The organism is Actinocrinis sp. (assembly GCF_035605935.1).
Classification (GTDB): domain Bacteria; phylum Actinomycetota; class Actinomycetes; order Streptomycetales; family Catenulisporaceae; genus Actinocrinis.
Genome location: NZ_DATNGK010000222.1, coordinates 1 through 21,321 on the forward strand (window position 1 = coordinate 1; position 21,321 = coordinate 21,321).

The following is a 21,321-nucleotide window of genomic DNA, read 5'->3' on the forward strand; positions in this document are numbered from 1 at the left end:
GGCCGGGCAGTCCGGAATCGGCGAACGCCCGCACTGCGCTGGTGACCGACGCGCACAGTTCAGCGCCTGCTGCGGTGGTGCCTGAGACGTCAGGGGCGTCGGACGACTCTGGTAGCGCCGTCGCCTTCTGAACCAACACGAGACTGACCGGCTTTGCGACGCCCTCAGTGTCCTGAGCGCCAGCCTGCGACCGCTCCGCCCAGACCGCGGACCAGTCGGGGTCCGTCGGGGCGATAATCGCATGTGTTAATCCATTTGCCTCAGCGCTGGCAGCCAATAGCTCAATCAGCTCGGCATCGTCGCCCGCCAGGACGATTTCCCGGGCCGCGCCATCCACTTGCCCCACTGAGCGGGACAGTTCGCGCCGGTCCGAGCCTCCTGCGACTTGCAGTTGTCCCACTGAGCGGGACAACTCCTGCCATCCCAGTTCGTACATGGGGACTGCGGATGTCTCGCTGAGCTGGACAGCCAACTCCGCATCCGCCAAGACCGCCGGTTCCGGCGCGGCTGCCGCCACGTCCAGGTGACCGGCACCGGCACCGCCGCCGCTGATCAGCAGCGGCACGCCTTCCGGCCCCAGGATCTCGCGCTGCCACGGATAGCTCGGCAGCGTGATCACCTGGCGCGGCAGCTCGGCCAGCCCCGCCACCTCCGGCAACTGCGCCGCCGCCGCACCCTCGCCGACCGTCACCGCCTTCGAGTTCTTGCCGGCCGCGAGCGCCCGCAGCGCGGTCAGTGCCTTCGCCGGAGTCGTCGCAGCGATACGCGCCACGACCGGGTGACGGGTTCGGCCGTGTGTGCTCGTGTATGCGAACGCCGCATACTCGTCACTCGGCAGATCTGCGAGACGTTCGGCCAGGCGGCCGGCGAGATCACGCAGCGCGCCCTCACTCTTCGCCGAGAGCTCGAAGCCTGCGACGCCACCTGTCGCGCCGCCAGCCCCGGATCGGGCGGCAGCCGGACCCGCCGCGTCAGCCGGGCCCAGGATCACGTGCGCGTTCGTGCCCACGATGCCGAACGAGCTGACGCCCACATGGCTTCCTGCTGCTGCGCGCTCCCACGGCTGCGCGCTCGCCGAGACAGTGACGCCCGTGCCGTCGAGATCGATGCGCGGGTTCAGGGTCCCGAAGTGCACCAGCGGCGGGACGATTCCCTCACGCAGCACGAGGATCGCCTTGAGTATCCCGGCGATCCCCGACGCGGCCTCCAGGTGACCGATGTTCGCCTTCACCGAGCCCACATGCAGCGGCGCGCCGCCGTTCTTGCGGCCGAGCGCCGCGACGATCGCGTCCATCTCGATCGGGTCGCCGAGCGCCGTGCCGGTGCCGTGCGCCTCGATCAGGCCGATGTCGGCCGCAGTCAGCTCGGCGTCCGCGAGGGCCGCCTCCAGGACCGCTATCTGCGCCAGCACATTCGGCGCGGTGAAACCCGACGAGCGACCGTCCTGATTCGTCGCGGAACCCTTGATCACCGCGTGGATACGGTCGCCATCGCGTATTGCCTGGTCCAGTCGCTTCAGCGCGATGACGCCGGCGCCCTCGCCGCGCACGTAGCCGTTCGCGCGTGCGTCGAAGGTCTTGCATCGGCCGTCGGGAGCGAGCGAGCGGGTCTGCGCGATGAGCTCAGTGGAGCCTGGCGAGAGCACGAGGTTCACGCCGCCGGCTAGCGCGACGTCGATCTCCCCGTGTCGCAGGGCTCGCACTGCCTGGTGGATCGCGGTCAGTGACGAAGAACACGCGGTGTCGAGCGCTACGGCCGGACCAGTGAATCCGAGTACGTACGCGATACGGCCCGCCGCGAAGCTGTGGCCGTTGCCGGTCGCCCAGTACGCGTCCGGCCCGCTGCTCTTCCAGTCCTGATAGTCCTGTCGGCCGGTGATGCCGACGTAAACGCCGACCCGCGCGTCACGCAGGTTGTCCGGTGGGAGCGCCGCATCCTCCAGCGCCTCCCACGCGACCTCCAGCATCAGCCGGTGCTGCGGGTCGATCGCGCGGGCCTCCCGCGGGCTGATGCCGAAGAAGTCCGCGTCGAAGCCGAGCACCTCGTCGAGGAAGCTGCCCAAGTTCGGCAGTTTCGCCCACTGTTGCGCGAAAGGCGCGAGGCGCTGCTGCGGCCGCGGCCGGATCAGGTCTCTGCCTTCCTCCAGCGCGGCCCAATAGCTGTCGAGGTCATGAATGCCGCCGGGCAGCCGCAGACCGGCGCCGACGACCGCGATCGGCGATTTGCCACCCTGACCGGCGTCGAGCTGGGCGCGCAGCCTCTTTATGGTGTCCAGGGCGCGGGACAGCGGGGTGACGGCGCTCGCCGAGCCGTTCTCGGTGCTGGTGCTCGGTTCCATGGCTGACACAGTCCTCGTCTTCAGCGGTGCGGGTGCGGTGTGTCAGGCATCAGATGCCTGTTACGTCTTGAGCAGGTTCGGTCCGGCCCGGTCAGGCGGCCGCGGGTTCGGGCAGCCTTTCGCAGAGCACTTCGGAAAGGGCGCGGGTGCTGCCGTAGGTCCACAGCAGCGTCGGCGAGAGCTTGAGCCCGAACGCCGCCTCCAGGCGGTTTCGCAGCTCAAGGCCCATCAGCGAATCGAGGCCCAGCGCCTTGAACGGGGTCTCCCGGTCGATCGCGGCCGGTTCGAGCCGCAGCACGCGGCCGGCCAGCTCACGCACCTTGGTCTCGGCGAGCGCCGGCCGGTCCTCGGGGGCCGCCGCGAGCAGCGCACTCAGGAACTCGCTGCTGCCGCTCGTCGCGCCGCCGCCGTCCTGCGCCGCTTGGCGCAATGTGGACCAGCTCTTCTGCGCGGCGGTCTCGGGATAGGCGTCGAACCACTGCCGCAGGTTGAGCGGCACGTAGCCGACCACCTGCTGGTCGCGGTCGAGGAAGCGGGCAAGAGCGGGCCATGCTTCCTCAGCGGTGAATCCGCCCATGCCCCGATCCGAGAGCCGCGCGCCACGGTTGACGTCGGCGGCGGCCAAGCCGATGTCCTCAAACGGTCCCCACTGCACGCTCAAACCCGGCAGCCCGCGTCGGCGCCTCGCCTCCGCGAGTGTGTCCATGTACGCATTCCCGGCCGCGTAAGCAGCCTGACCCGCGTTGCCGATCAGCGCGGCGGCGGAAGAGAACAAGACGAATAGGTCCAGCGGGTCGGCGCAGGTGGCCTGGTCCAGATTGCGCGCTCCGTCGACCTTCGGCGCGATCACTCGGTCCAACTGCTCGGGCTGGAGGTTGAGGATCGTCGCGTCGTCGAGCAGGCCGGCCGCGTGGAAAACTCCGCGCAGCGGCGGCAATTCGGTGCGCAGTTCGGCAAGCGCGGCGTCGAGGGCAGCCGCATCGGTGACGTCGACGGCGACCGTTCGCACGTTCACGCCCCGCTCTCGCAGAGCGCTGATGCGCTCGGCCGCCTGCGCACTCGGCGCGGATCGGCCCAGCAGGGCGATGGCACCTGCGCCGCGGTCAGCCAGGTATTGCGCGAGCGAGAGACCGAGCGCGCCGAGTCCACCGCTGAGGACGTACGTGCCATCGGCGCGGAATCGCCCGGCCGGCAACGGCTCGGGCGCGACCGACGTCACCGTTGCGGGATCGACAAGCACGAACTTGCCGATGTGCGAACCGTGCGACATGGCCCGCAGCGCTTCGCCCGCCTCGGCAAAGCTGTACGGGATGGTCGGCAGTGGCTCGATGCCGCCGTCCGCGACGAGGTCCCACACGTCGGACAGCAGCCGGGCGAAGCGCAGCGGCCGGCGAGCCATCAGTCCGGCGAGGTCCACCGTGGCCAGGCTGAGCCCCTTCTTGAACGCGGTCAGCGCGATGGCACGGCCGTTGTAGATGTCTTTCTTTCCGACCTCGACGAAGCGCCCGTCCTCGGCCAGAACGTCCAGGCCAAGTGGGATCGCCGCGCCGGTCAGCGAGTTGAGCACCACGTCGACGCCTCGTCCGCCGGTCGCCGCGAGCACGTCCTCGCCCCAGTCCAGGCTGCGCGAGTCGAAGACATCTGCGATGCCGAGACCGCGCAGGAACTCGCGCTTGGGTTCACTGCCCGCGGTGGCCACAATCCGCGCGCCGATTCGCTGCGCGATGCGGACCGCGGCCAGACCGAGACCGCCCGCTGCCGAATGGATCAGCACCGACTCGCCGGGTTCCAGCCTGGCCAGATCGACCAGGCCGTACCAAGCGGTCGTGACGACCAACGGCAGCGCGGCGGCCTCGGCGTCCTGGATCCCCGCAGGGATGGGCCGCGCGTGGTCGGCGCGCACGGTGACGTGCGAGGCGGCGGCGCCGAAGGCGCAAGCGACGACTCGGTCACCGACTTCGAACTCGGATACGCCCTCACCGAGCGCGGTGACGCGTCCGGCGGCTTCGCCGCCGAGCAAGTCCGCACCGCCTGACGGGTCCGGGTACGTGCCCATCGCCTTCATCACGTCGATGAAGTTCAGCGCGGTGGCAGTGACTTCGACCTCGATCTCGCCCGGGCCGGGCACCCGCCGGGTCAGCGGCCGGTAGACCATGCCGTCCCAGAAACCAGGCCGCGACGCGGCAAGGCGGAAAGGTTGCGCAACGGTGCGCCACGGCACAGGCGGCGCGTCATCCTCGTCGTATGCCACGGCCTCGCCGCGCTCCAACCTGCCGACGTAACGCCGCTCGCCGCGCAACGCGATCTGGTCCTCACCGGAATCGGCGAGCAGCTCCGTCGCGAGGGCTCGGGCTGCGGTCTCAGCGTCATCGGACGCTGACACGTCAAGCAGGCAGGGTTGCAGCTCAGCGTGCTCGCGTCGCAGCACCCTGGTGAAGCCCCAGTACAGTGCCGCACCGGGGTCCGGTTGATCGGACGCGGTCACGGCTTGAGCATCAGTGGTGAGTACGGCCAGGCGCGGTGGGAGCGGCAGCTCAAGCGCGGCGCGGATCAGTGCCGTCAGCGCCAGCAGGGCTTTGCGTTGCTCGATCAGCCCGGCCGCGGCCGGCGGCGCGATGAATACGATGCCGCTCGGTTGACCGCTAGCGCTCAGCTTCTCGCTCCAGGCAGCGCCGTCCTGGGCACGCTCGCCGGTCAGTGCGACTACAACGGCGCTCTGTCCAGCAGCGGACAGCGCTGCGGCCAGTGGCGAGCCGAGACCAGCGCCGTCACAGACCTCTGCGACGCTCCAGTTGCCCGGTTCCGCAGGCCGCGCTTCGCTTTCCTCCGCAGCGGGCAGAGCGTCGGCTCGGAAAGCAAGCCGATGCACACGCTCGGCGTCGCTGTCATCCGAGGTCGCCGACTTCAAGGCCTGGAGCGTCAGACCCTCCATCGTGAGCAACGGCTGGCGGTTCGCGTCGTACACGAACACGTCGATATGCGTCTCGTCCCGGCGCACCGCATAGGACCACGCGTCCAGCACCGGCTCGGCCAAATCCTGGATTACATGTACGCGCTCGACCGCGACGGGCACGACCGTCGCATCGCCGTCAACCAACGCCAATGAGACCTGAAGCGCGGCATCCCACAAAGCCGGGTGCAGGTTGTGTGCGCGGGCGCCGGCGCGGCAGCGGTCGGGCAGCCGGATCTCGCCGAGCGCCACGCCGTCTGCGTCGTCAATCCGCAGGCTGTGCACGCCCTGGAACGCCGGACCGTAGTTGAGCCCGCGTGCAGCGCAGGCGTCGTAGAACTGCGTGACGTCGATTTCGGTCGTCTCGCCGCCACCTGCCAGTCGCTCGGGGAAGTCCCGGGCCAGGGGCGAATCGGATCGTGGCTGCCGGATTCGGGCCGAGGCGTGCTCGGTCCACTGCGCGGCACCCGGCGTCAGCGACTTGAGGATGAAGCTGCCACCTTCGGTCACGTCATCCCGCCACACCGCGCTGAGCTTCGCCGGCTCGCCCGCTAGTGTCAGATCACTGCGGAACGCGAACCCGTCCAGCGAGCCGGGAACTGATCCAGCCCTCGCGCGAGCCGCGCTCAACGCGAGCGCCATCATCGCCGCGCCGGGCACGACCACCGCGTCGTGCACCTTGTGGTCGCTCAACCATGGCTGCTCATCAACGCCGAGGTCCAGCGTGCCGTGCCAGGTGTCCTGCTCCGAGACCGCCGGAGCCAGCGCGAATTCCAGTGCGCCGGGCGCGCCGGCGCGCCGTCGTCCCGCCGCAACCCAGTAGCTCGACTTCTGCCACGGATAGGGCGGCGCCGGAATCGCTCGGCCGACCGGTACCGCGGCGAAAGGTTCGAGCCCTGCGACGTAGCCCCGCGCCAGCGCCAGCGCGAAGTCAGCCGCGGAACCGGTGTCCCGGCGCAGCGTGGACAGGACCGCCGGCGGCTCAGAGCGCAGTGCGGCCAGCTGCTCGATCGCCGGGGCCAGGATCGGGTGCGGGCTGATCTCGACGACGTGAGTTACCCCGTCGTCGAAGAGCTTCGCCATCGAGTCGGCGAACATCACCGGACGGCGCAGGTTGTCCGTCCAGTACTCGGCGTCCATCTCGGAGCCGTTTAGCATCTCGACCCTCACCGTGGACATCAGGGCTATGCCGCCCTTGCGCGGCCGCATCGGTTCGAGGGCCGTGAGCAGATCGGGCCGCAACTCGTCCATCTGCGGGCTGTGCGAGGCGTAGTCGACGTTCACCAGGCGGCAGAAGACGCCCTCGGCGTCCAGAATCTCCTTGAGCGTGAGCACGGCGTCGGTCTCGCCGGAGAGCACACACGAACTCGGGCCGTTGTTCACGGCGAGCGAGACCAGTTCCTCGAACCCTGCCAGAGCCTCGCGGGCACCCTTGACGTCCAGGTCGACCGCGAGCATCCGGCCCTTGCCCGAGGTGCGGCGCGCGATCGAGCTGCGCCGGGCCATCGCCAGCGCCCCGTCCTCGTAGGAGAGGATCCCGGCGAGTGTCGCTGCGGTCACCTCGCCCTGGCTGTGGCCGATCACGACGTCGGGTTCGACCCCTGCTTCACGCCACAGCTCGGCCAGGCCGAGAGACATCGCCCACAGCACCGGTTGGAGCATGTCGATACGCGTAAGCCATTCCTCATCTGACTCACCGGCGATGATCGCGGGCAGGTCCCAGGCGAAGTACGGCTTGAGCGCGTCGGCGCAGCGGTGAATCACGGCCTTGAACGTCGGGTTGTTCGCGTACAGCTCGCGGCCCATGCCGGACCATTGCGCGCCCTGGCCAGGGAATACGAACGCGACCTTGCCGCGCTCGCGGGCGCGACCGCTCACCACGGTCGGGATCTCGGCTTCCGGATCCGCGGCGAACCGCGCCAACGCCGCGCCGACGTCCTGAGCGGCGCCGGCGAAGGCGGCCCGCATCGGGAAGTGGTCCCGGCGGTGCGCGAGAGTGCCGGCCAGGGCACGCAGGTCCGCGGGCGTCTCGGGAAGCGTGGCGAGCAGGTCGGCGGCGCGCTGCTTGAGCACGTCCTCGCGCTGAGCTGACCACGGCAGCAGGACCGGCGCCTGCTTGTCAGCCCCCAGATCCACCTTCGGCACCGGCGTGACACTCGGCGGCGCGGTCATCAGCACTGCGTGCGCGTTCGTGCCGCCCCAGCCGAAGGAGTTCACGCCGACATACACGGGACCGTCCTGCGGCAACTCCAGCGGCTCGCGCACCACGCGCAGGTTCAGCTCATCGAACGGGATATCAGGGTTCAGCTCGTCGGCATGCAAGGTCGGCGGAACGACCCGGTGCTCCAGCGAGAGCACCGCCTTCACCAGGCCGGCCAGACCAGCCGAGGCTTCCAGGTGCCCGATGTTCGTCTTCACCGAGCCGATCCCGATCGGGCCGAGCGCGCGATCCCGGCCCTGTCCAAGGATTCGACCGACTCCGGTCGCCTCAACCGGGTCGCCGCGGCGGGTGCCGGTCCCGTGCGCCTCGATGTACGCCAGGCGGTCCAACGGGATCGCGCCATCGCCGTAGGCCAGCTTCAGCAGCTCTTCCTGGCCTTCGGCGCTCGGCGTGACCAGGCTTTCGCCGCCGCCGTCGTTGTTGACCACGGTGCGCACGATCACGCCGTGGATCCGGTCGCCGTCCGCCAGCGCTTGTGACAGCGTCTTGATGTAGAGCGCGACGACTCCCTCGCCGCGCACGAAACCATCGGCCTTCGCCGAGAACGCGTGGCAGCGGCCGGTCGGTGAGAGGCCGCCGAAGTGGGTGAGGTTGATCGAGACGAAGGGGTCGAGGATGAGGTTGACGCTGCCGACGATCGCGCCGTCGATCTCCTTTTGCCGCAATGCCTGCGCGGCCAGATGCAGCGCGACGAGACCGGATGAGCACCCTGTTTCGACCGCGAGACTCGGGCCGCGCAGCCTCAGGAAATAGGAGACGCGCGCCGCGGCCACGTCGAGCGCGTTGCCGACCGCGCTGTGCTGCGTCGCTCCAGCGCCGCGTTCCTTGCGCACGATCTCGTAGTCGTGCCAGGAGGCGCCGACGTACACGCCCGTCCTGGTCGCGCTCAACTTCGAGGCCTGCTGACCAGCGTCCTCAAGCGCCCGCCAGCTCGCCTCAAGCATCAGCCGGTGCTGCGGGTCGATATCCTCGGCCTCGCGCGGGGAGATGCCGAAGAAGGTCGGATCGAACCGGTCGACCTCCTCCAGGAAGCCGCCGACCGCCTGGATCGACTTCTCCGGGTCGAGTTGCGCCGCCGCGTCCCAGCGGTCGGCCGGGACCGGGCGGATCGCGTCGCCGCGCTCGGTCAGCAACCGCCAGAACGCGTCGGTGTCCGGGGCTCCGGGAAAGCGCCCGGCCACGCCGACGACGGCGATCAGCTGGTCGGGGTCGTGCCCGTCCACTACGGCTTCGGAAGTCATCTTCGCTCGGCTGTCCCCTCGGTTTCAGGCCACCGTCGCAGCCTGCTGATTCGCAGCCCGCAGGTCGATCGGATCGATGGTGTGCTGCGCGTTGATCACCTTGTCGAGCATCCGGTACTTGTTCGGCAAGGAGTTGAGAAGCTGGTACCGTGCGCGCCGGGCGGCCAGCGCCACGGCGCCGGTCTTGGACAGCGCCCGCTCCTGCATCCGCTGGTGCTTGGTGACCAGCGTCTTGTGCTGACGCCGCTCCTCCTCGAACGCGGTGAATCGCGCCGCCGGGACAGAGCCCTTAGTCTCGCTGAGCGCCCGGACGATCACCGGCGTCGCGCACACCACGTCCTGGATGGCCAGGTTCACGCCCTGGCCGAGGATCGGGGTGACGGTGTGCGAGGCGTCGCCGACCAGGACCAGGCCGTCCCGGGACCAGCGCGGCACCTGCGCGGTGAAGATCTCCAGGAAGCTGGTGTCATCCCACGAGGTCAGGTGCGCGCGCAGCAGCGGCCCGAGCCGGGGATCGATGGCTGCGATGCCGTCGCGGAAAGCCTCGAAGCCTTGCGCGCGCAGGTCACCGAGCCCGCGCTTGGGCAGGTTGTGGCCGATCCGCAGGAAGTCGGGGAAGGTGGGCACGACCAGCACGTGCTTGTCCGCGACCGCGACCAGTTCGGCGGCGTCGCCCCAGTGCGCGGGGCGCGGCAGCTTAAAGGAGAGGAAGTCGCGCTCCATCGGCTGGACGTCGGCGGCCAGCCCGGCGGCCTTGCGTACCTTGGAGAATCGGCCGTCCGCGCCGACCACCAGCCGAGCCCTGACGTGGGCGCGGCTGCCGTCCTTACGCTTGAGGACCGCGCCGCGTACCTCGCCGCCCTCCTCAATCAGGGAGCTGAAGGCGGTGCCGGGGACATAGGCGTGGTTGGGGAAGTTGGCCGCCGCGGCGTGGAAGATGCCGATCAGGGCCGGCTGCGGGATGTCGATCGGCAGCGCGCCGAGCGGGAAGCGGCGGTAGTCGATGTGGAAGACCGTCCGCCCCTCCATGCGCATGCTGATTCCGGAGGTCTCCAGGAAGCCGTGTTCGCGCAGCGCCGGGCCGAAGCCGAGCTTGCCGAGGGTGACCACGGAGGGGGCGGCCAGCGACTCGCCGCGGAATTCGCGCTCCAAGTCGGCCTGCTTCTCCACCACGACGACGTCGACGCCGCGCCGCGCGAGCAGGCAGCCGAGCAGCGCTCCGGCCGGGCCGCCGCCGACGATGAGGACCTCGGTCTCCCCCGGCACCTGATCGGTACTGTGCAGCGTGCCGGTACTCAGCGTGCTCATTCGCTTCCCCAGTTCTCCAGTACGTTCTTCGTCGCGGCCAGCAGTTCGGCGGCCTGCGCCCCGTCCAGCAAGCGGTGGTCGAACGCGAGCGAGAGCGTGAACAGTGGGGCGATCGCGATCTCGCCGCCGCGCACCACTGGGGAGTCCACGATCCGCCCGACGCCGAACCCGAGCGCGCCGTTGATCATCGGGAAGATCGCGCGCACCGGCTCCTGGCCGACCGAGGTGACCGAGAAGACGCCTTGCAGCGCGGTACGCCGCTCCGGCTTGCGGGTGACCGCGCGATAGGCCAGGCGGGCCACCGGCAATGGCAGCCGCTGCACCTTCGCCAGTTGCGCCCAGGGACCGCTTGGATCCTCCAGATCAGCGTTCTTGTACGTGTCGATGATCTGCTGGATCTCTTCGACTTCGGCCTGCTCGGCGCGAAAGACGGTCCCTGATACGACGCAGCGCTGGCCGTCCGCGGTCCGCTTGTCGAACAACACCTTCGCGTGCACGTCGCCGACGGTCGCGACCTTGAGCCGCAGGCCGGGCCGCAGCACGGCACGTGCCTCCGGGCTGCTCGCGATCACCTGCGCCGCGGCCTTGACCACGTAGCTGACGAAGCTGATCTTCGAGCCGGCATCCTTGCGCGCCTGCTTGATTCGTGTCGCGTCGACGTCGGTCATCAGGTACACGTGCGCGGTGCCGCGGGCGTCCTTGAGGAACGTGTACGTGCCCTTACGCGCTGCCGGGAACGCGGCGACGGTCGTGCCGTTAGCCGCTGCGGCGCTCATGCCGCAGCCGTCTGCGCGTCGTGCACGACCGCCGCCAGCTCGCCGACCGTGTCCGCCTTTGTGAAGCGCTCGAAGTCGACCGAGCCGCCGACCTCACGCTCCAAATAGACCAGGATGCGCAGAGCGTTGACGGAATCCCAGCCCTCGATCTCGGCGAAGCGCCGCTCGGCGGTCAGGGTGCCGGGCTCCACGTCGAGCAGCTGCCCGACGACTTCCTGCACAAGCTCCACAGAAGGCGCAGTCTCAGAAGGCATTGTCGATCTCCTCTTCCCGGGTGACGCCGATCCAGGTAGGCAGCTCGGCGAGGTCTCGCAGGGTGTGTCGGTACTGCGCCGGCCCCTGCCCATCTGCGTGTTGCTCCGCTGCCTCGACCCGCTCGAAACCGAGGGCGGGATAGAAACCGGCGAACTTCGCGTTCTTCGCCGTCGGAACGAAGGCGGCGCGCACCTCGCCGGCCCCGGCCGCCTTCGCGGCGCGCAGGATCAGCCCGACGACCGCGTCCTCGACATTGCGGGAGAAGACCCGGCAGCTCATCACGAAGTTCTCGACACCCCAGGCGCTGCCGCTGCCGCCGCCGTCGCGGGTCACTGCCCACGCGGCGATCAGCCCGTTGTCACCGAAGCGGTCCTTGAGCCGGCCCCCGAAGAACGCGGCCTCGCCGCTCTGCGAGCGCCGCCGCACCTCCTCCTCGGTGTAGCGGATGCCGGTCAGGTTGAACTGGTTGGTCTTCCCGAACAGCTGCACGATCCGCGCCGCGTTGAACTCGCCGAGCCGCTCGACGGTCAGCTGGGAGTGAAGCCCGAGCAGGTACTCCTCGAGGGTCCCGGACCCGCTTTGCAATTCCTCCCGCTGCACCTGCGCGCGGTACATCGCGGTGCGGTTCAGGTCCTCATCCGTGAGAGTCAGCAGATTGAAATCGCCGCGGCGCGCGACGGTCGCCGCGTAACCGGCCGGATCGTTCGGCAGCTCGACCGTCGTGACCTGTGGCAGCAGCTCACGCATGAGCCCGCGCTCCACCGGATTGTCATCGACGAAGACCATTGAGTCGACGCCGATGTTGAGCGAGGTAGCCAGCTGTCTGACATTGCCCGGCTTCGGATCCCAGTTCGCGCGCACCGCGACGAAGGAGTGCGGCCGCAGCGCCATCTCGGGGTGGTTGGCGATCGCGTCCAGCGCCACGTCCTCGTCGTTCTTCGACGCCACCGCGAGCATCACGCCCTGCGCGACCAGGTCACGGCCGTACTTTTGCAGCTCCAGGTGCGCGGAGCCCGGGTAGGCGCCGCCGATCTTGAGCGCGGCCGCGCCGTCGTCGCCGACGATTCCGCCCCACAGCGTGTTATCGAGGTCGAATACGAGGCACTTGGCGGCGCGGCCGAGCCCGGCTCGCACCACGCGCGCCAGCTCGGCTGCGTACTCGCGCTGGAATTCCGCGCTGAATATGTGCCCTGCGACGTGCCGCATCCGGTCTGCCGCGAATGTGGTGCTCACCCTGCCCTGGATCGCCGCCGCGGAAAGCACGGCCACGCCCTGCTTCTGCGCCGCCAGCCGCAGGATTCCCGCGTTCATCGCGTCCCAGGCGGCTTCCAGCCGGGCCTTTCGGCCATAGTCGATGACGCTGTCGCGCCGCAGCGCGCTGAGCGGGATCGTCGTGAGCACGATCAAACCGCCGAGCACCTGCCGGGCCGCGTCCGCCCACTCCCCCAAGCTCGTCGGGAACGCCGCGCACCGCGCCTCGACCTCGTCCAGATCCAGCGGATTGACGACCTCCTCGTACACGGCCGCGTCATCGAGCAGCAAAGCGCTGACACCCGGGGCAAGGTCGGCCAAGTTGGGCGCGCCAGCCCGGATCTCGAACTGCCACTGGTTGAAACCGGCCGAGCGGACCTCCGGCAAGATGCCACCGGCTATCAGCGCAGCGGTCAGCTGATGCGGAAGCGAGTCAAGGGTCGAACTGCCGAGCAGTGCGACCCGCTGCGTCAGGAACGCGCCGTCAGCCGCCGCCAACTGCTCACGTTGCGCCGCGCCGCCGAGCATCATCCCGGCCGCCTCGATGTCCAGCGGGTCGCCGGCCGCGAGCAGCGCGTCGAGCAGCTGCCGCACCCGCGCATGCTTGCCCTCAAGCCCTTCCCGCTTGAGTGCACGCAGCTCGCTCAGAGGACTGAGACTCTTCGCCGCCGTCTGCGACGCGTGCCCCACGTCGACGCTCATCCGACGCCCTCCCCCGCGAGGTAGCGCAGCGCCAAGCCAGCGATGATCCACTTCGACGACTCGATGGTGATCCCGAACACCCGCGCCGAGTCCGCGCCGCGTGCCCTAAGCCCCTGCACGGCGCGGTAGAGCTGGATGAAGGGCAGCGCGTTGCCGTTGTTCCCGGTTTCCGCGACGCACGAGACGGCCTGCTCCTCGCGCACGCCGAGCCCTTCGCGGATCTTCTCCGCCATGGCGCCGTTCAGCTGCGGAGTGAGTACGTGGTCGACATCACCGACGTTCCATCCGGTGACTTCTTCCAACTCCTTGAGGACCTGCGCCGACAGCTCCGGCACCCGCTGCTCGATGGCCTTGTAGTCCTCCTGGCCCATCGGCTCACGGACCGGCCTTCCGTCGGTCCCGGTCACGGTCGGCGCGCCGTCGGCCCCGTACCAGTGCACGACCTGCGCCGGCTTGAGCCCGCGCCCCACGGTCCGCAGCAGCAGGTGGTCCACGAGCAGGCCGGGCCCGTCGTCGTCGGCGTCGACCACGGCGGCCCCGGCGCCGTCGCCGAACAGCGCGAAGTTGGCCAGTTCGGCCGGATTGACCCTCTTGACGTCGTAGTCGGCGGGCCACAGCTTGATCACGCTGTCCGCGCCGATCACCAGGCCGCGGCTCAGGCCGCCGGCCAGCAGCGCCCGCGCGGTGTAAAGACCCTGCAACGCGCCGGCGCAGCCGGAGGTCAGCTGGAAGGTCGGCAGGTCGTTGATCCCGAGCCGATCGGCCACCACGTTCACGGTGGCGGGCATCAGCATGTCCGGCGACCCGGTGGTCAGGATCAGGAAGTCCAGTGACGAGGCGGGGACCCCGGACGCGGCCAGCGCGCGCAGCGCGGCCTCGGTGGCCAGGTCACCGGTGTTCTTCGGCGTGCCGTCAGCGCTCGAAGGATCGCAGAAGAACCGGTGCCGGTTGCCGGTCATCCGGTCCAGCCACTTCTCGTGCAGTCCGAAGCGCTCCGCGAGGTCCCGGTTCGTGACCGGCGCCCCCGGCAGCACCTCGCTCAGGCCGATGATTCTCACAGGGATCAGGTCCTTACTGGAGTCCACCTGCCCCGCACCCCGCGGGCCGGTGCAGACGGCGGCGGCGATCTACCGATGGACCCAAGCTAGGAACGCCCTCTTGCGCACGGCTAAACCGGGCACGGCGTGACGGATTAAGCCCCCTCGCCACGACGCCATCCGGCCATGCCTCGCAGCGCCCTTACTGATCCCAGGCCAGCGCCAGCCCCTTCGAGCCCAGCGTCAGCACGGCCAGCGCCGCGGCCCAGACCGGATGCCCGGCGGCGAGCAGCAGCGCGGCGCCGGCCGCGAACCAGAGCACTTCGAAGCCGGCCAGCCGCAGTCCGGCGAGCCGGTTCTTGGCGCGCGGCGCGGCGGCCAGTCCCCAGGCGGTCGCGAACACCAGCGCCAGCACGACGCCGATGGCGAGCCGCGCGGCGACCGGCGCGTGCAGGTGCCAGCCGAACGCCACGGCCGCGGCCAGCACGGCGAGTTCGATCACGAGCAGAACGAGCAGATTGAACGCCTTGAACGGAGCCACGACGGTTCGCCTTCCTCACCAGAGCGGTTGATGCGATCGGGCATTCCCGGGTCCCCGACCCGCGAATCGCGCCCTGGGCCCGGTCGGCGGCCCGCTTGGCCGCCGCTTGGTCGGCACTTGACAGGGCGCTGAGAGGATCGAATCGCCAGACCCTTCGGACCCACCAATCGCATTGATCACGGCGGGTTCGCGGTTCGTGAAGGAGACGACGTGTCGATCGAGATTTCCGCGAGGCAGTGGACCGACGCCGCCGATGCGGCGCCGGGCGACGGCGGCGGCATCGCCACGGCCGCACCACCGATCACCGTGCACGGCCTGGCTCACCACCTGCTGCACCGGCCGAGTACCGCCGAGGGCCTGATGCTCGGGACGGTCGCGCCGGTGCCGCAGGACTTCACCCTCTCGGCCGCGCTGCCCGACGCGCATCCGCTGTTCAACGACGGGCCCGGCGCGTTCCACGACCCGAACTTCGCCCTCGAGGCGATGCGTCAGTCAGTGCTCTTCGTCGCGCACCAGTACTTCCGGGTGCCGTCGCAGCGTCCTGTGGTGCTCGCCTCCAGCGAGGTCGGCATCACCGGCCTGGAGGCGTGGCGGCGTAACGGGCACACCGCGCACATCGCCGTCGACATGGCGCTGTACCCGGTCGACGTGGTCAACGGAGTGCCGCGCGGGCTGCGCTGCGAGGCCGAACTGGCGATCGACGGCCTGCGTTGCGGCACGGCGAAGGCGCGCACCGTGTTCCTAATGCCGAAGGTCTACCAGAACCATCGCGCCCGCGGACGGGCGGCGAGCCGCGCCGAGAAGTCCGGCGTGTTCAGCGACGGACACGGGCACGGCCAGGCACGGCCGCGGCCCGAGGCGGTCGGCCGCGCTGACCCGCACAACGTAGTCATCGGCCTGCCACAGGCGCAGGAGGATGGGACGCTGCGCGTGCAGGTCGTGCCCGACGCCGCGCATCCGGTCTTCACCGCGAACGCCACCGATCACGTGCCGCCGGTGGTGCTGCTCGAAGCGTCGCGGCAGGCGGCGTTCCTCGCCGCCGGGGAGCTGCACGGCTTCTCCGCCGCGACTTGCGTATTGACACAGTGGAACGCGCGGTTCCGCGGCTTCGCGGAAATCGACCTGCCACTTCACTGCACCATCGCCGCCGACCCGCTCGGACGCGGGCCCGGCGGCCATCCCGCCTTCCCGGTCACGCTGACCTTCGCACAGGGGTCCCGCGAGATCGCGACGGTGGGGGTCACGGTGCTGCAGGACTACTAACGGGGAAAGGCCCGGAAGGGAGGGCACCGACATGAGGTTCCGCGTGCTGGGACCGGTGACGGTGGCACCGAGGACGCCGACCGCCGCGAAAGTGCGGGTGGTGCTGGCGGTACTTCTGGTGCGGGCGAACGAGACCGTGTCCACCGAGAGCCTGATCGACGAGCTGTGGGACAACTCTCCGCCACGCACGGCGGGTACCACGCTCCAGGTCTACATCTCCCAACTGCGCCGCATCCTGCTGGAGGGGGATCCCGCGGCGGGGGCGCATGGCCGCCAGTTGCTCACGCTCCCGCCGGGTTACTGCCTCCAAGTCGCGCAGGACGACCTCGACCTGACCAGGTTCGAGGCCTTACACCGTGCCGGAAAGGCGGCTTACGAGCGCGGCGATTTCGCCACCGCGTCGAGCCTGCTAGAGGAAGCGCTCGGCCTGTGGAGCGGCGTCGCGCTGTCCGGTATCCCGCACGGCTACACGCTTTCAGCCGCCGCCGTGCGCCTGGAAGAGCTGCGCATGACAGCGCTCGAACAGCGGCTCACCGCCGATCTGCGCCTGGGCAGGCACAAGGAGCTGACCGGTGAGCTGATGGCGTTGACCAGCGAGCACCCACTGCGCGAGACCCTGCACGCGCACCTGATGGTGGCGCTGTTCCGCTCCGACCGGCAGTCGGACGCGCTCAAGACCTTCGCGCGCATCCGCCGCTCGCTCGTCGACGAGCTGGGTATTGAGCCGGGGCCCGGGCTGCGGCACCTGCATGAGCGGGTGCTGCGTAGTGACCCGAACCTGTTGTGGCGCGAGCCGGCCGCGGTCGCAGCGCCCTCAGTCACTCCGGTGGTGTGGCTTCCGCCTTCGCTGCCGGACTTCGTCGGCCGGGAGGAGGCGATCGCCACGGCGCTGCGGGCCTTCCCGGACCGCACCGGACGAGCCGCCGCACCGATCCTGGTGCTCGACGGCCGGGCCGGGGTCGGCAAGACGACGCTCGCCGTCGAGCTGGCGCGCCGGGCTGCCGACGTGTTCCCGCACGGCCGGGTCTTCGTCCAGCTGCGCGGACCGCAGGGCATGGCGCTGGAACCCGACGAGGTGATCGCGCAGGTGCTGCATCGCCTCGATCAAGCCGCATCCGCAGACGCGAACGCCTCCGCGACGCCCCCCGACGCCAACGCCGACGCCGCCGACGCCGGCCCTTCCACCGAACCGGCCGCCGATCGACTCCAGCGGCTCACCCGCGGTCGCAGAATGCTGCTGATCCTCGACGACGTCGCCACCGAGGAGCAAGTCAGACCCCTGCTCGCGGCGGTACCCGGCGTGTTCGTCCTGATGACCACGCGGCGCACGCTCGCTGGGCTCGACGGTGCTCGGCACCTCGTGCTCGATGTGCTCAAGCCGAAGGAAGCCCAGCAGCTGCTTGAGGAAATCGCCGGCTCGCGCATCACCGACGACCCGGAGTCCGCATTGGAGATCGCGCGGCTCTGCGGGTACCTGCCGCTCGGGTTGCGTGTCGCGGGGGCCGGACTCGCGGCCCGTCCGCACTGGACCGCCGCGGCGCTCGCGCAACGTCTCGACGGCGAGGGCGCCGGGCTCGCCGAGCTGGTGGCCGGCGACCTCGACGTGCGCGCCAGTCTGCTCGTCGGTTACCGCGAGGCCGATCCCGCGCATCAGTGGGCGTTCCGGTTGCTGGCGCTCGCGCCAGTTCCCAGCTTCGCGTTGTGGAGCGCCGCCGCATTGCTCAACGACACGCTGCCGCGCACCGAGCGCATCGTCGATCAACTGCTCCAGTCGTATCTGCTTGAGGTGCGGCAGTCAGCGCGCGAGTACCCGCTGCGCTACGGCTATCACAGGCTGCTGAGAGCGCTCGCACTTGAGCTACTCGGCGGGGACGACCCGATCACGGTCACCGCCGCCATCGAGCGGCTATGTACGGCCTGCCTCGCGGTCGCCAGGCACGCCGACGCGATGCTCACGCCGGGCCGGGTCCCATACGAGGCGCGATACGGCACGGTCGTATCCGAGTCCTTCGATAACGTCGCACAGTTGGTCGGTTCCACGCCGGTGCACTGGTTCCAGGAGGAGGGGCCTGGTCTCGTCGATGCGGTACGCCGCGCGCACGCCGCCGGCTTGTGGCCGCTGACCTGGCAGCTCGCCGAATGCCTGTCAGGGTACTTTGACGCGCGGGCGGCTTGGCCGGAGTGGTCCGAGACGCATACGCTCGCCCTCGACGCGGCGCGCCGCGAACGCAACGCGCTGGCCGAGGCGGCGGTGCTGCGCTCGCTCGGCGATCTGGCCTGGCAGCAGCAGCGGGTTCGGCAGGCCGCGATGCACTACGAGGTCGCGCGGACGCTGTTCCTCGCCGCACGCGATCATGGCGGCGCCGCACGCTGCCTTATCGGCCTCGGCGATGTGCAGCTGAGCGAGGGAGATCCGCAGTCGGCCGCGAAAACCTACGCGGACGCGCTCGGTCAGTGTGCGCAGACGGGCGATGAGCGCGGGCGCGCGGACGCGCTGCGCGGCCTGGCCGTGGTCGAACTGCAGTGTGGACGCGCCGAACAGTCGCTGCAAACTTTCGCGGCGTTCGCGGAGGCGGCCGAACAGCTCGGCGACCGGCGGTGGATCCAGTTCGCGCACCGTACCCGGGCCTGGATCCTAGAGCGCGCCGTCGACTGGTCCGACCCGCGCGAACAGTGGGCGCCGCAGGCCGTGGAGGCACGGCCGGGCATCTGGGTCGTCGGCTCCTTTGACGGCTGACATCCGCAACGATCCGGGCGTACGAGCGCTGACACGGACCAACCGAACAAGTCCCCCTTTAGCCGCCGAACCCACTCTGCCCAAGGACTGTATATAGCGAGAGGAGCGGGGAGTGAGCACGCGTATTCACACGGGGGTGTGCGTCGTCGGGGCGGGGCCCGCCGGGCTAACGCTGGGCCTGGAGCTGGCGAAGCTCGGCTGCGAGGTGGTGGTGCTCGAACAGAGCGGTCACTTCGAGCGCTCATTTCGCGGCGAGGCGATCTCTCCCGACTCGGTCTGGATCCTCGAACAACTCGGCATCTTCGAACGCGTCAAGGAACACACCCTCCCGACGCGGCGGATGGAGGTGCGCGACGGCGGCGACATCGTGCTCGCGACCGACTTCACCACCATCGGCTTCCCCTGCCCCTACCCGACCGAACTGCCGCAGCCCCCGCTGCTGACCGCGCTCGCCGAGGACGCCGCCCGGCTGCCTTCCTTCACGCTGGCACGCCGCACCACCGCCACCGATCTGCTGCGTGACGGGACCGGCCGGGTGATCGGCGTGAGCTGTCAAGGTCCTGACGGGCCGGTCGAGGTGCGCGCCGCGCTGACCGTCGCCGCGGACGGCCGGTTCAGCAAGATCCGCGAGCTCGCCGCCATCCCCTACCAGAAGCTGCCGCTGGAGCGCGACTTCATCTGGTTCAAAATTCCGCTGCCGTCCTCGTGGGATCCGCACACATACCGTGTCAGCCTCCTCGCTGGCCGTCACTGCGTGTTCATGCCGACCGTTCCGGACCAGATCCGCATCGGGTTCAACATCCCGAAGGGCGAACTCAAGGAACTGCGACGGCGCGGCATCGGCGCGCTGCACGAGCGGATCGACGAGTTGGCGCCCGAGCTGTCCGAGGCGGTGCGCGAGCACGTCACGAGCTGGTCGGGCACCTCGATGCTGGACATCTTCACCACGGTGGTGCCGCGCTGGTCAGTGCCGGGCCTGGTGCTGACCGGCGACGCCGCGCACACCCTGACCCCGATCCTCGGCCAGGGCGTCAACCACGCGTTGCTTGACGCGGTGACCCTCGCGCCGCTCGTCGCCGAGGCCGTCAGCTCCCCGAACCCCTCCCTCGCGCTGGACAACGCCACCCTGACCTTCCAACGACGGCGCGAGCCCTCCGTCAAGATCTCCCGCGAGATCCAACTGCGCCAGGAGCGCGCGTTCGCCATTTCCACGCCGCTCGGGATCGTGCTGCGCAAGGCGGCGTATCGGCTGGTCAACCGCAGCGATTTCCTGAAGCGGCGGATCATGACAGGCGTCTACTACGGTCTCCAGTCCGCCATCGCCACCGGCCAGGAATCACTCCAGCTCACCCCGACTCCCCCACTTGCTGTCTCTTCCGCTCCCCTCGCCTATCCCTTCGCCCGCCCCTCCGCCCTCGATCCCAGCCCCGAATACGCCGAACTGCGGTCCCGTTGCCCAGTCGCGCAGGTCACCATGCCGAGCGGTGACCCCGCCTTCCTCGTCGCCAGCTACGACGGCGTGCGCACCGCGCTGTCCGACCCCCGGTTCAGCCGCAAAGCGACAACCCGCCCAGACGCGCCCCGTATCTCCGCGGCCCCGCAGCAATTCAAAAGCCTGCTGAACATGGATCCGCCGGAGCACACCCGCGTGCGCAGACTCGTCTCCCGCGAGTTCACCTCGCGCCGAGTCGCCGCCCTGCGCCCGCGCATCCAGGAGCACACCGACGCCCTGCTCGACGCCATGGAAGCGGCCGAGACGCCCGTCGACCTCGTCTCGGCGCTCTCCTTCCCGCTGCCTATCTCAGTGATCTGCGAGCTGCTCGGCATCCCGTTCGAGGACCGCAAGCTGTTCACCGGCTGGTCAGCCGCGTTCCTGTCCACCACCGCACTGCCTGCCACCGAAATCCTGGCCGCGCAAGTCGCGCTGCGCGACTACATGGCATCCCTGGTCGCCGGCAAGCGTGACGAACCCGGCGACGACCTGCTCTCCGCCCTGGTCGCCGTGCACGACGAAGACGACGGCCGGCTGAGCGAGGAGGAACTGATCTTCCTCGGTATCAGCCTGCTGGTCGCCGGGCACGAAACGACCGCGAACCAGATCTCGAATAGCGTCTTCGCCCTGCTCGCTCGGCACGAATACCAGGACCTGCGCGCGGAATTGCAGAACCCGGAAACGGTCGAGCCCGCCGTCGAGGAACTACTGCGGATGTACCCTCCGGGCGATGAGGCGCTGCTGCGCATCACCCTCGAAGACGTGCCGCTCGGCGGCACCCTGATCCCGGCAGGCTCCGCCGTCCTACCCTCCCTCAGCTCCGCGAATAGAGATGGCGCTCAGTACCCTGACGCCGATAAACTGGATACCGACCGGGGGACGAATCCGCATCTGACCTTCGGTCACGGGGCGCACTATTGCCTCGGATCCGGTCTCGCCCGCGCGGAACTCCAGATCGCTCTCAGCTCCCTGCTACGCCGGTTCCCGTCACTGCGCCTGGCCGCTGCGGCCACCGAGATCAGCCGCCCCACCGGACGCCTCGTGCACGGCGTCAGCTCCCTGCATGTCACCTGGTGACACCGGTGGGACTCATGTTGCGGACGACGAATCATCCCCAAGCGACCTAAGCGCTACTAAAGCCGCCCCGCCTAGCGTCGTGCGCGAGGTGCGGCGACACCGCTCCCAACCTGCGGGACCGGCACCGGGCCG

General features: G+C 69.7%; 11 protein-coding genes. 3 read left to right on the forward strand and 8 right to left on the reverse strand.

What is annotated here, in order from left to right:
* From VN779_RS17810 to VN779_RS17845, 8 genes are all read right to left on the reverse strand, one after another.
* Nucleotides 1-2,338 (reverse strand): beta-ketoacyl synthase N-terminal-like domain-containing protein (locus tag VN779_RS17810; RefSeq protein WP_325724737.1); only part of this gene is annotated, 2,338 nt, incomplete at its 3' end.
* A 91-nt stretch (nt 2,339-2,429) separates the two neighbouring features.
* Nucleotides 2,430-8,750 (reverse strand): type I polyketide synthase, encoded by a 6,321-nt coding sequence (locus VN779_RS17815; protein WP_325724739.1) that lies wholly within the window; start codon nt 8,748-8,750, stop codon nt 2,430-2,432.
* 24 nt (nt 8,751-8,774) lie between these two features.
* On the reverse strand, nt 8,775-10,058 hold the full coding sequence (locus VN779_RS17820) for an FAD-dependent monooxygenase (protein WP_325724741.1): 1,284 nt from the start codon (nt 10,056-10,058) through the stop codon (nt 8,775-8,777).
* Entirely contained in the window at nt 10,055-10,834 is a 780-nt protein-coding gene (locus VN779_RS17825) for a 2-oxo acid dehydrogenase subunit E2 (RefSeq protein WP_325724743.1), read from the reverse strand. Before VN779_RS17825 ends, VN779_RS17820 begins: the two co-directional genes overlap by 4 nt.
* On the reverse strand, nt 10,831-11,088 hold the full coding sequence (locus tag VN779_RS17830; protein ID WP_325724746.1) for an acyl carrier protein: 258 nt from the start codon (nt 11,086-11,088) through the stop codon (nt 10,831-10,833). The genes VN779_RS17825 and VN779_RS17830 overlap by 4 nt, the downstream gene beginning before the upstream one ends.
* On the reverse strand, nt 11,078-13,042 hold the full coding sequence (locus tag VN779_RS17835) for an HAD-IIIC family phosphatase (protein ID WP_325724748.1): 1,965 nt from the start codon (nt 13,040-13,042) through the stop codon (nt 11,078-11,080). The genes VN779_RS17830 and VN779_RS17835 overlap by 11 nt, the downstream gene beginning before the upstream one ends.
* Nucleotides 13,039-14,100 (reverse strand): 3-oxoacyl-ACP synthase III family protein, encoded by a 1,062-nt coding sequence (locus tag VN779_RS17840; RefSeq protein WP_325724750.1) that lies wholly within the window; start codon nt 14,098-14,100, stop codon nt 13,039-13,041. The genes VN779_RS17835 and VN779_RS17840 overlap by 4 nt, the downstream gene beginning before the upstream one ends.
* Nucleotides 14,101-14,281: 181 nt before the next feature.
* Nucleotides 14,282-14,620 (reverse strand): DUF2568 domain-containing protein, encoded by a 339-nt coding sequence (locus tag VN779_RS17845; RefSeq protein ID WP_325724751.1) that lies wholly within the window; start codon nt 14,618-14,620, stop codon nt 14,282-14,284.
* Between the two features lie 210 nt (nt 14,621-14,830).
* Between VN779_RS17845 and VN779_RS17850 the strand changes: the two genes are divergently transcribed.
* The 3 genes from VN779_RS17850 (at nt 14,831) to VN779_RS17860 (ending at nt 21,189) form a co-directional block, all read left to right on the forward strand.
* Nucleotides 14,831-15,883 carry an AfsA-related hotdog domain-containing protein gene (locus VN779_RS17850; protein WP_325724753.1) on the forward strand — a complete coding sequence of 351 codons (1,053 nt, stop codon included), beginning with the start codon at nt 14,831-14,833 and terminating at the stop codon, nt 15,881-15,883.
* Between the two features lie 31 nt (nt 15,884-15,914).
* Nucleotides 15,915-18,620, forward strand: coding sequence for an AfsR/SARP family transcriptional regulator (locus VN779_RS17855; RefSeq protein ID WP_325724754.1), 2,706 nt, complete (start codon nt 15,915-15,917; stop codon nt 18,618-18,620).
* Between the two features lie 112 nt (nt 18,621-18,732).
* Nucleotides 18,733-21,189, forward strand: coding sequence for a cytochrome P450 (locus VN779_RS17860; protein ID WP_325724756.1), 2,457 nt, complete (start codon nt 18,733-18,735; stop codon nt 21,187-21,189).
* Nucleotides 21,190-21,321 lie beyond the last annotated feature (132 nt).

Bases quoted from the DNA above. Each gene is read 5' to 3' on its own strand.
- VN779_RS17855 (WP_325724754.1), top strand. From the start codon at position 15,915: ATGAGGTTCCGCGTGCTGGGACCGGTGACGGTGGCACCGAGGACGCCG.
- VN779_RS17815 (WP_325724739.1), bottom strand. From the start codon at position 8,750: ATGACTTCCGAAGCCGTAGTGGACGGGCACGACCCCGACCAGCTGATC.
- VN779_RS17820 (WP_325724741.1), bottom strand. From the start codon at position 10,058: ATGAGCACGCTGAGTACCGGCACGCTGCACAGTACCGATCAGGTGCCG.
- VN779_RS17825 (WP_325724743.1), bottom strand. From the start codon at position 10,834: ATGAGCGCCGCAGCGGCTAACGGCACGACCGTCGCCGCGTTCCCGGCA.
- VN779_RS17830 (WP_325724746.1), bottom strand. From the start codon at position 11,088: ATGCCTTCTGAGACTGCGCCTTCTGTGGAGCTTGTGCAGGAAGTCGTC.
- VN779_RS17835 (WP_325724748.1), bottom strand. From the start codon at position 13,042: ATGAGCGTCGACGTGGGGCACGCGTCGCAGACGGCGGCGAAGAGTCTC.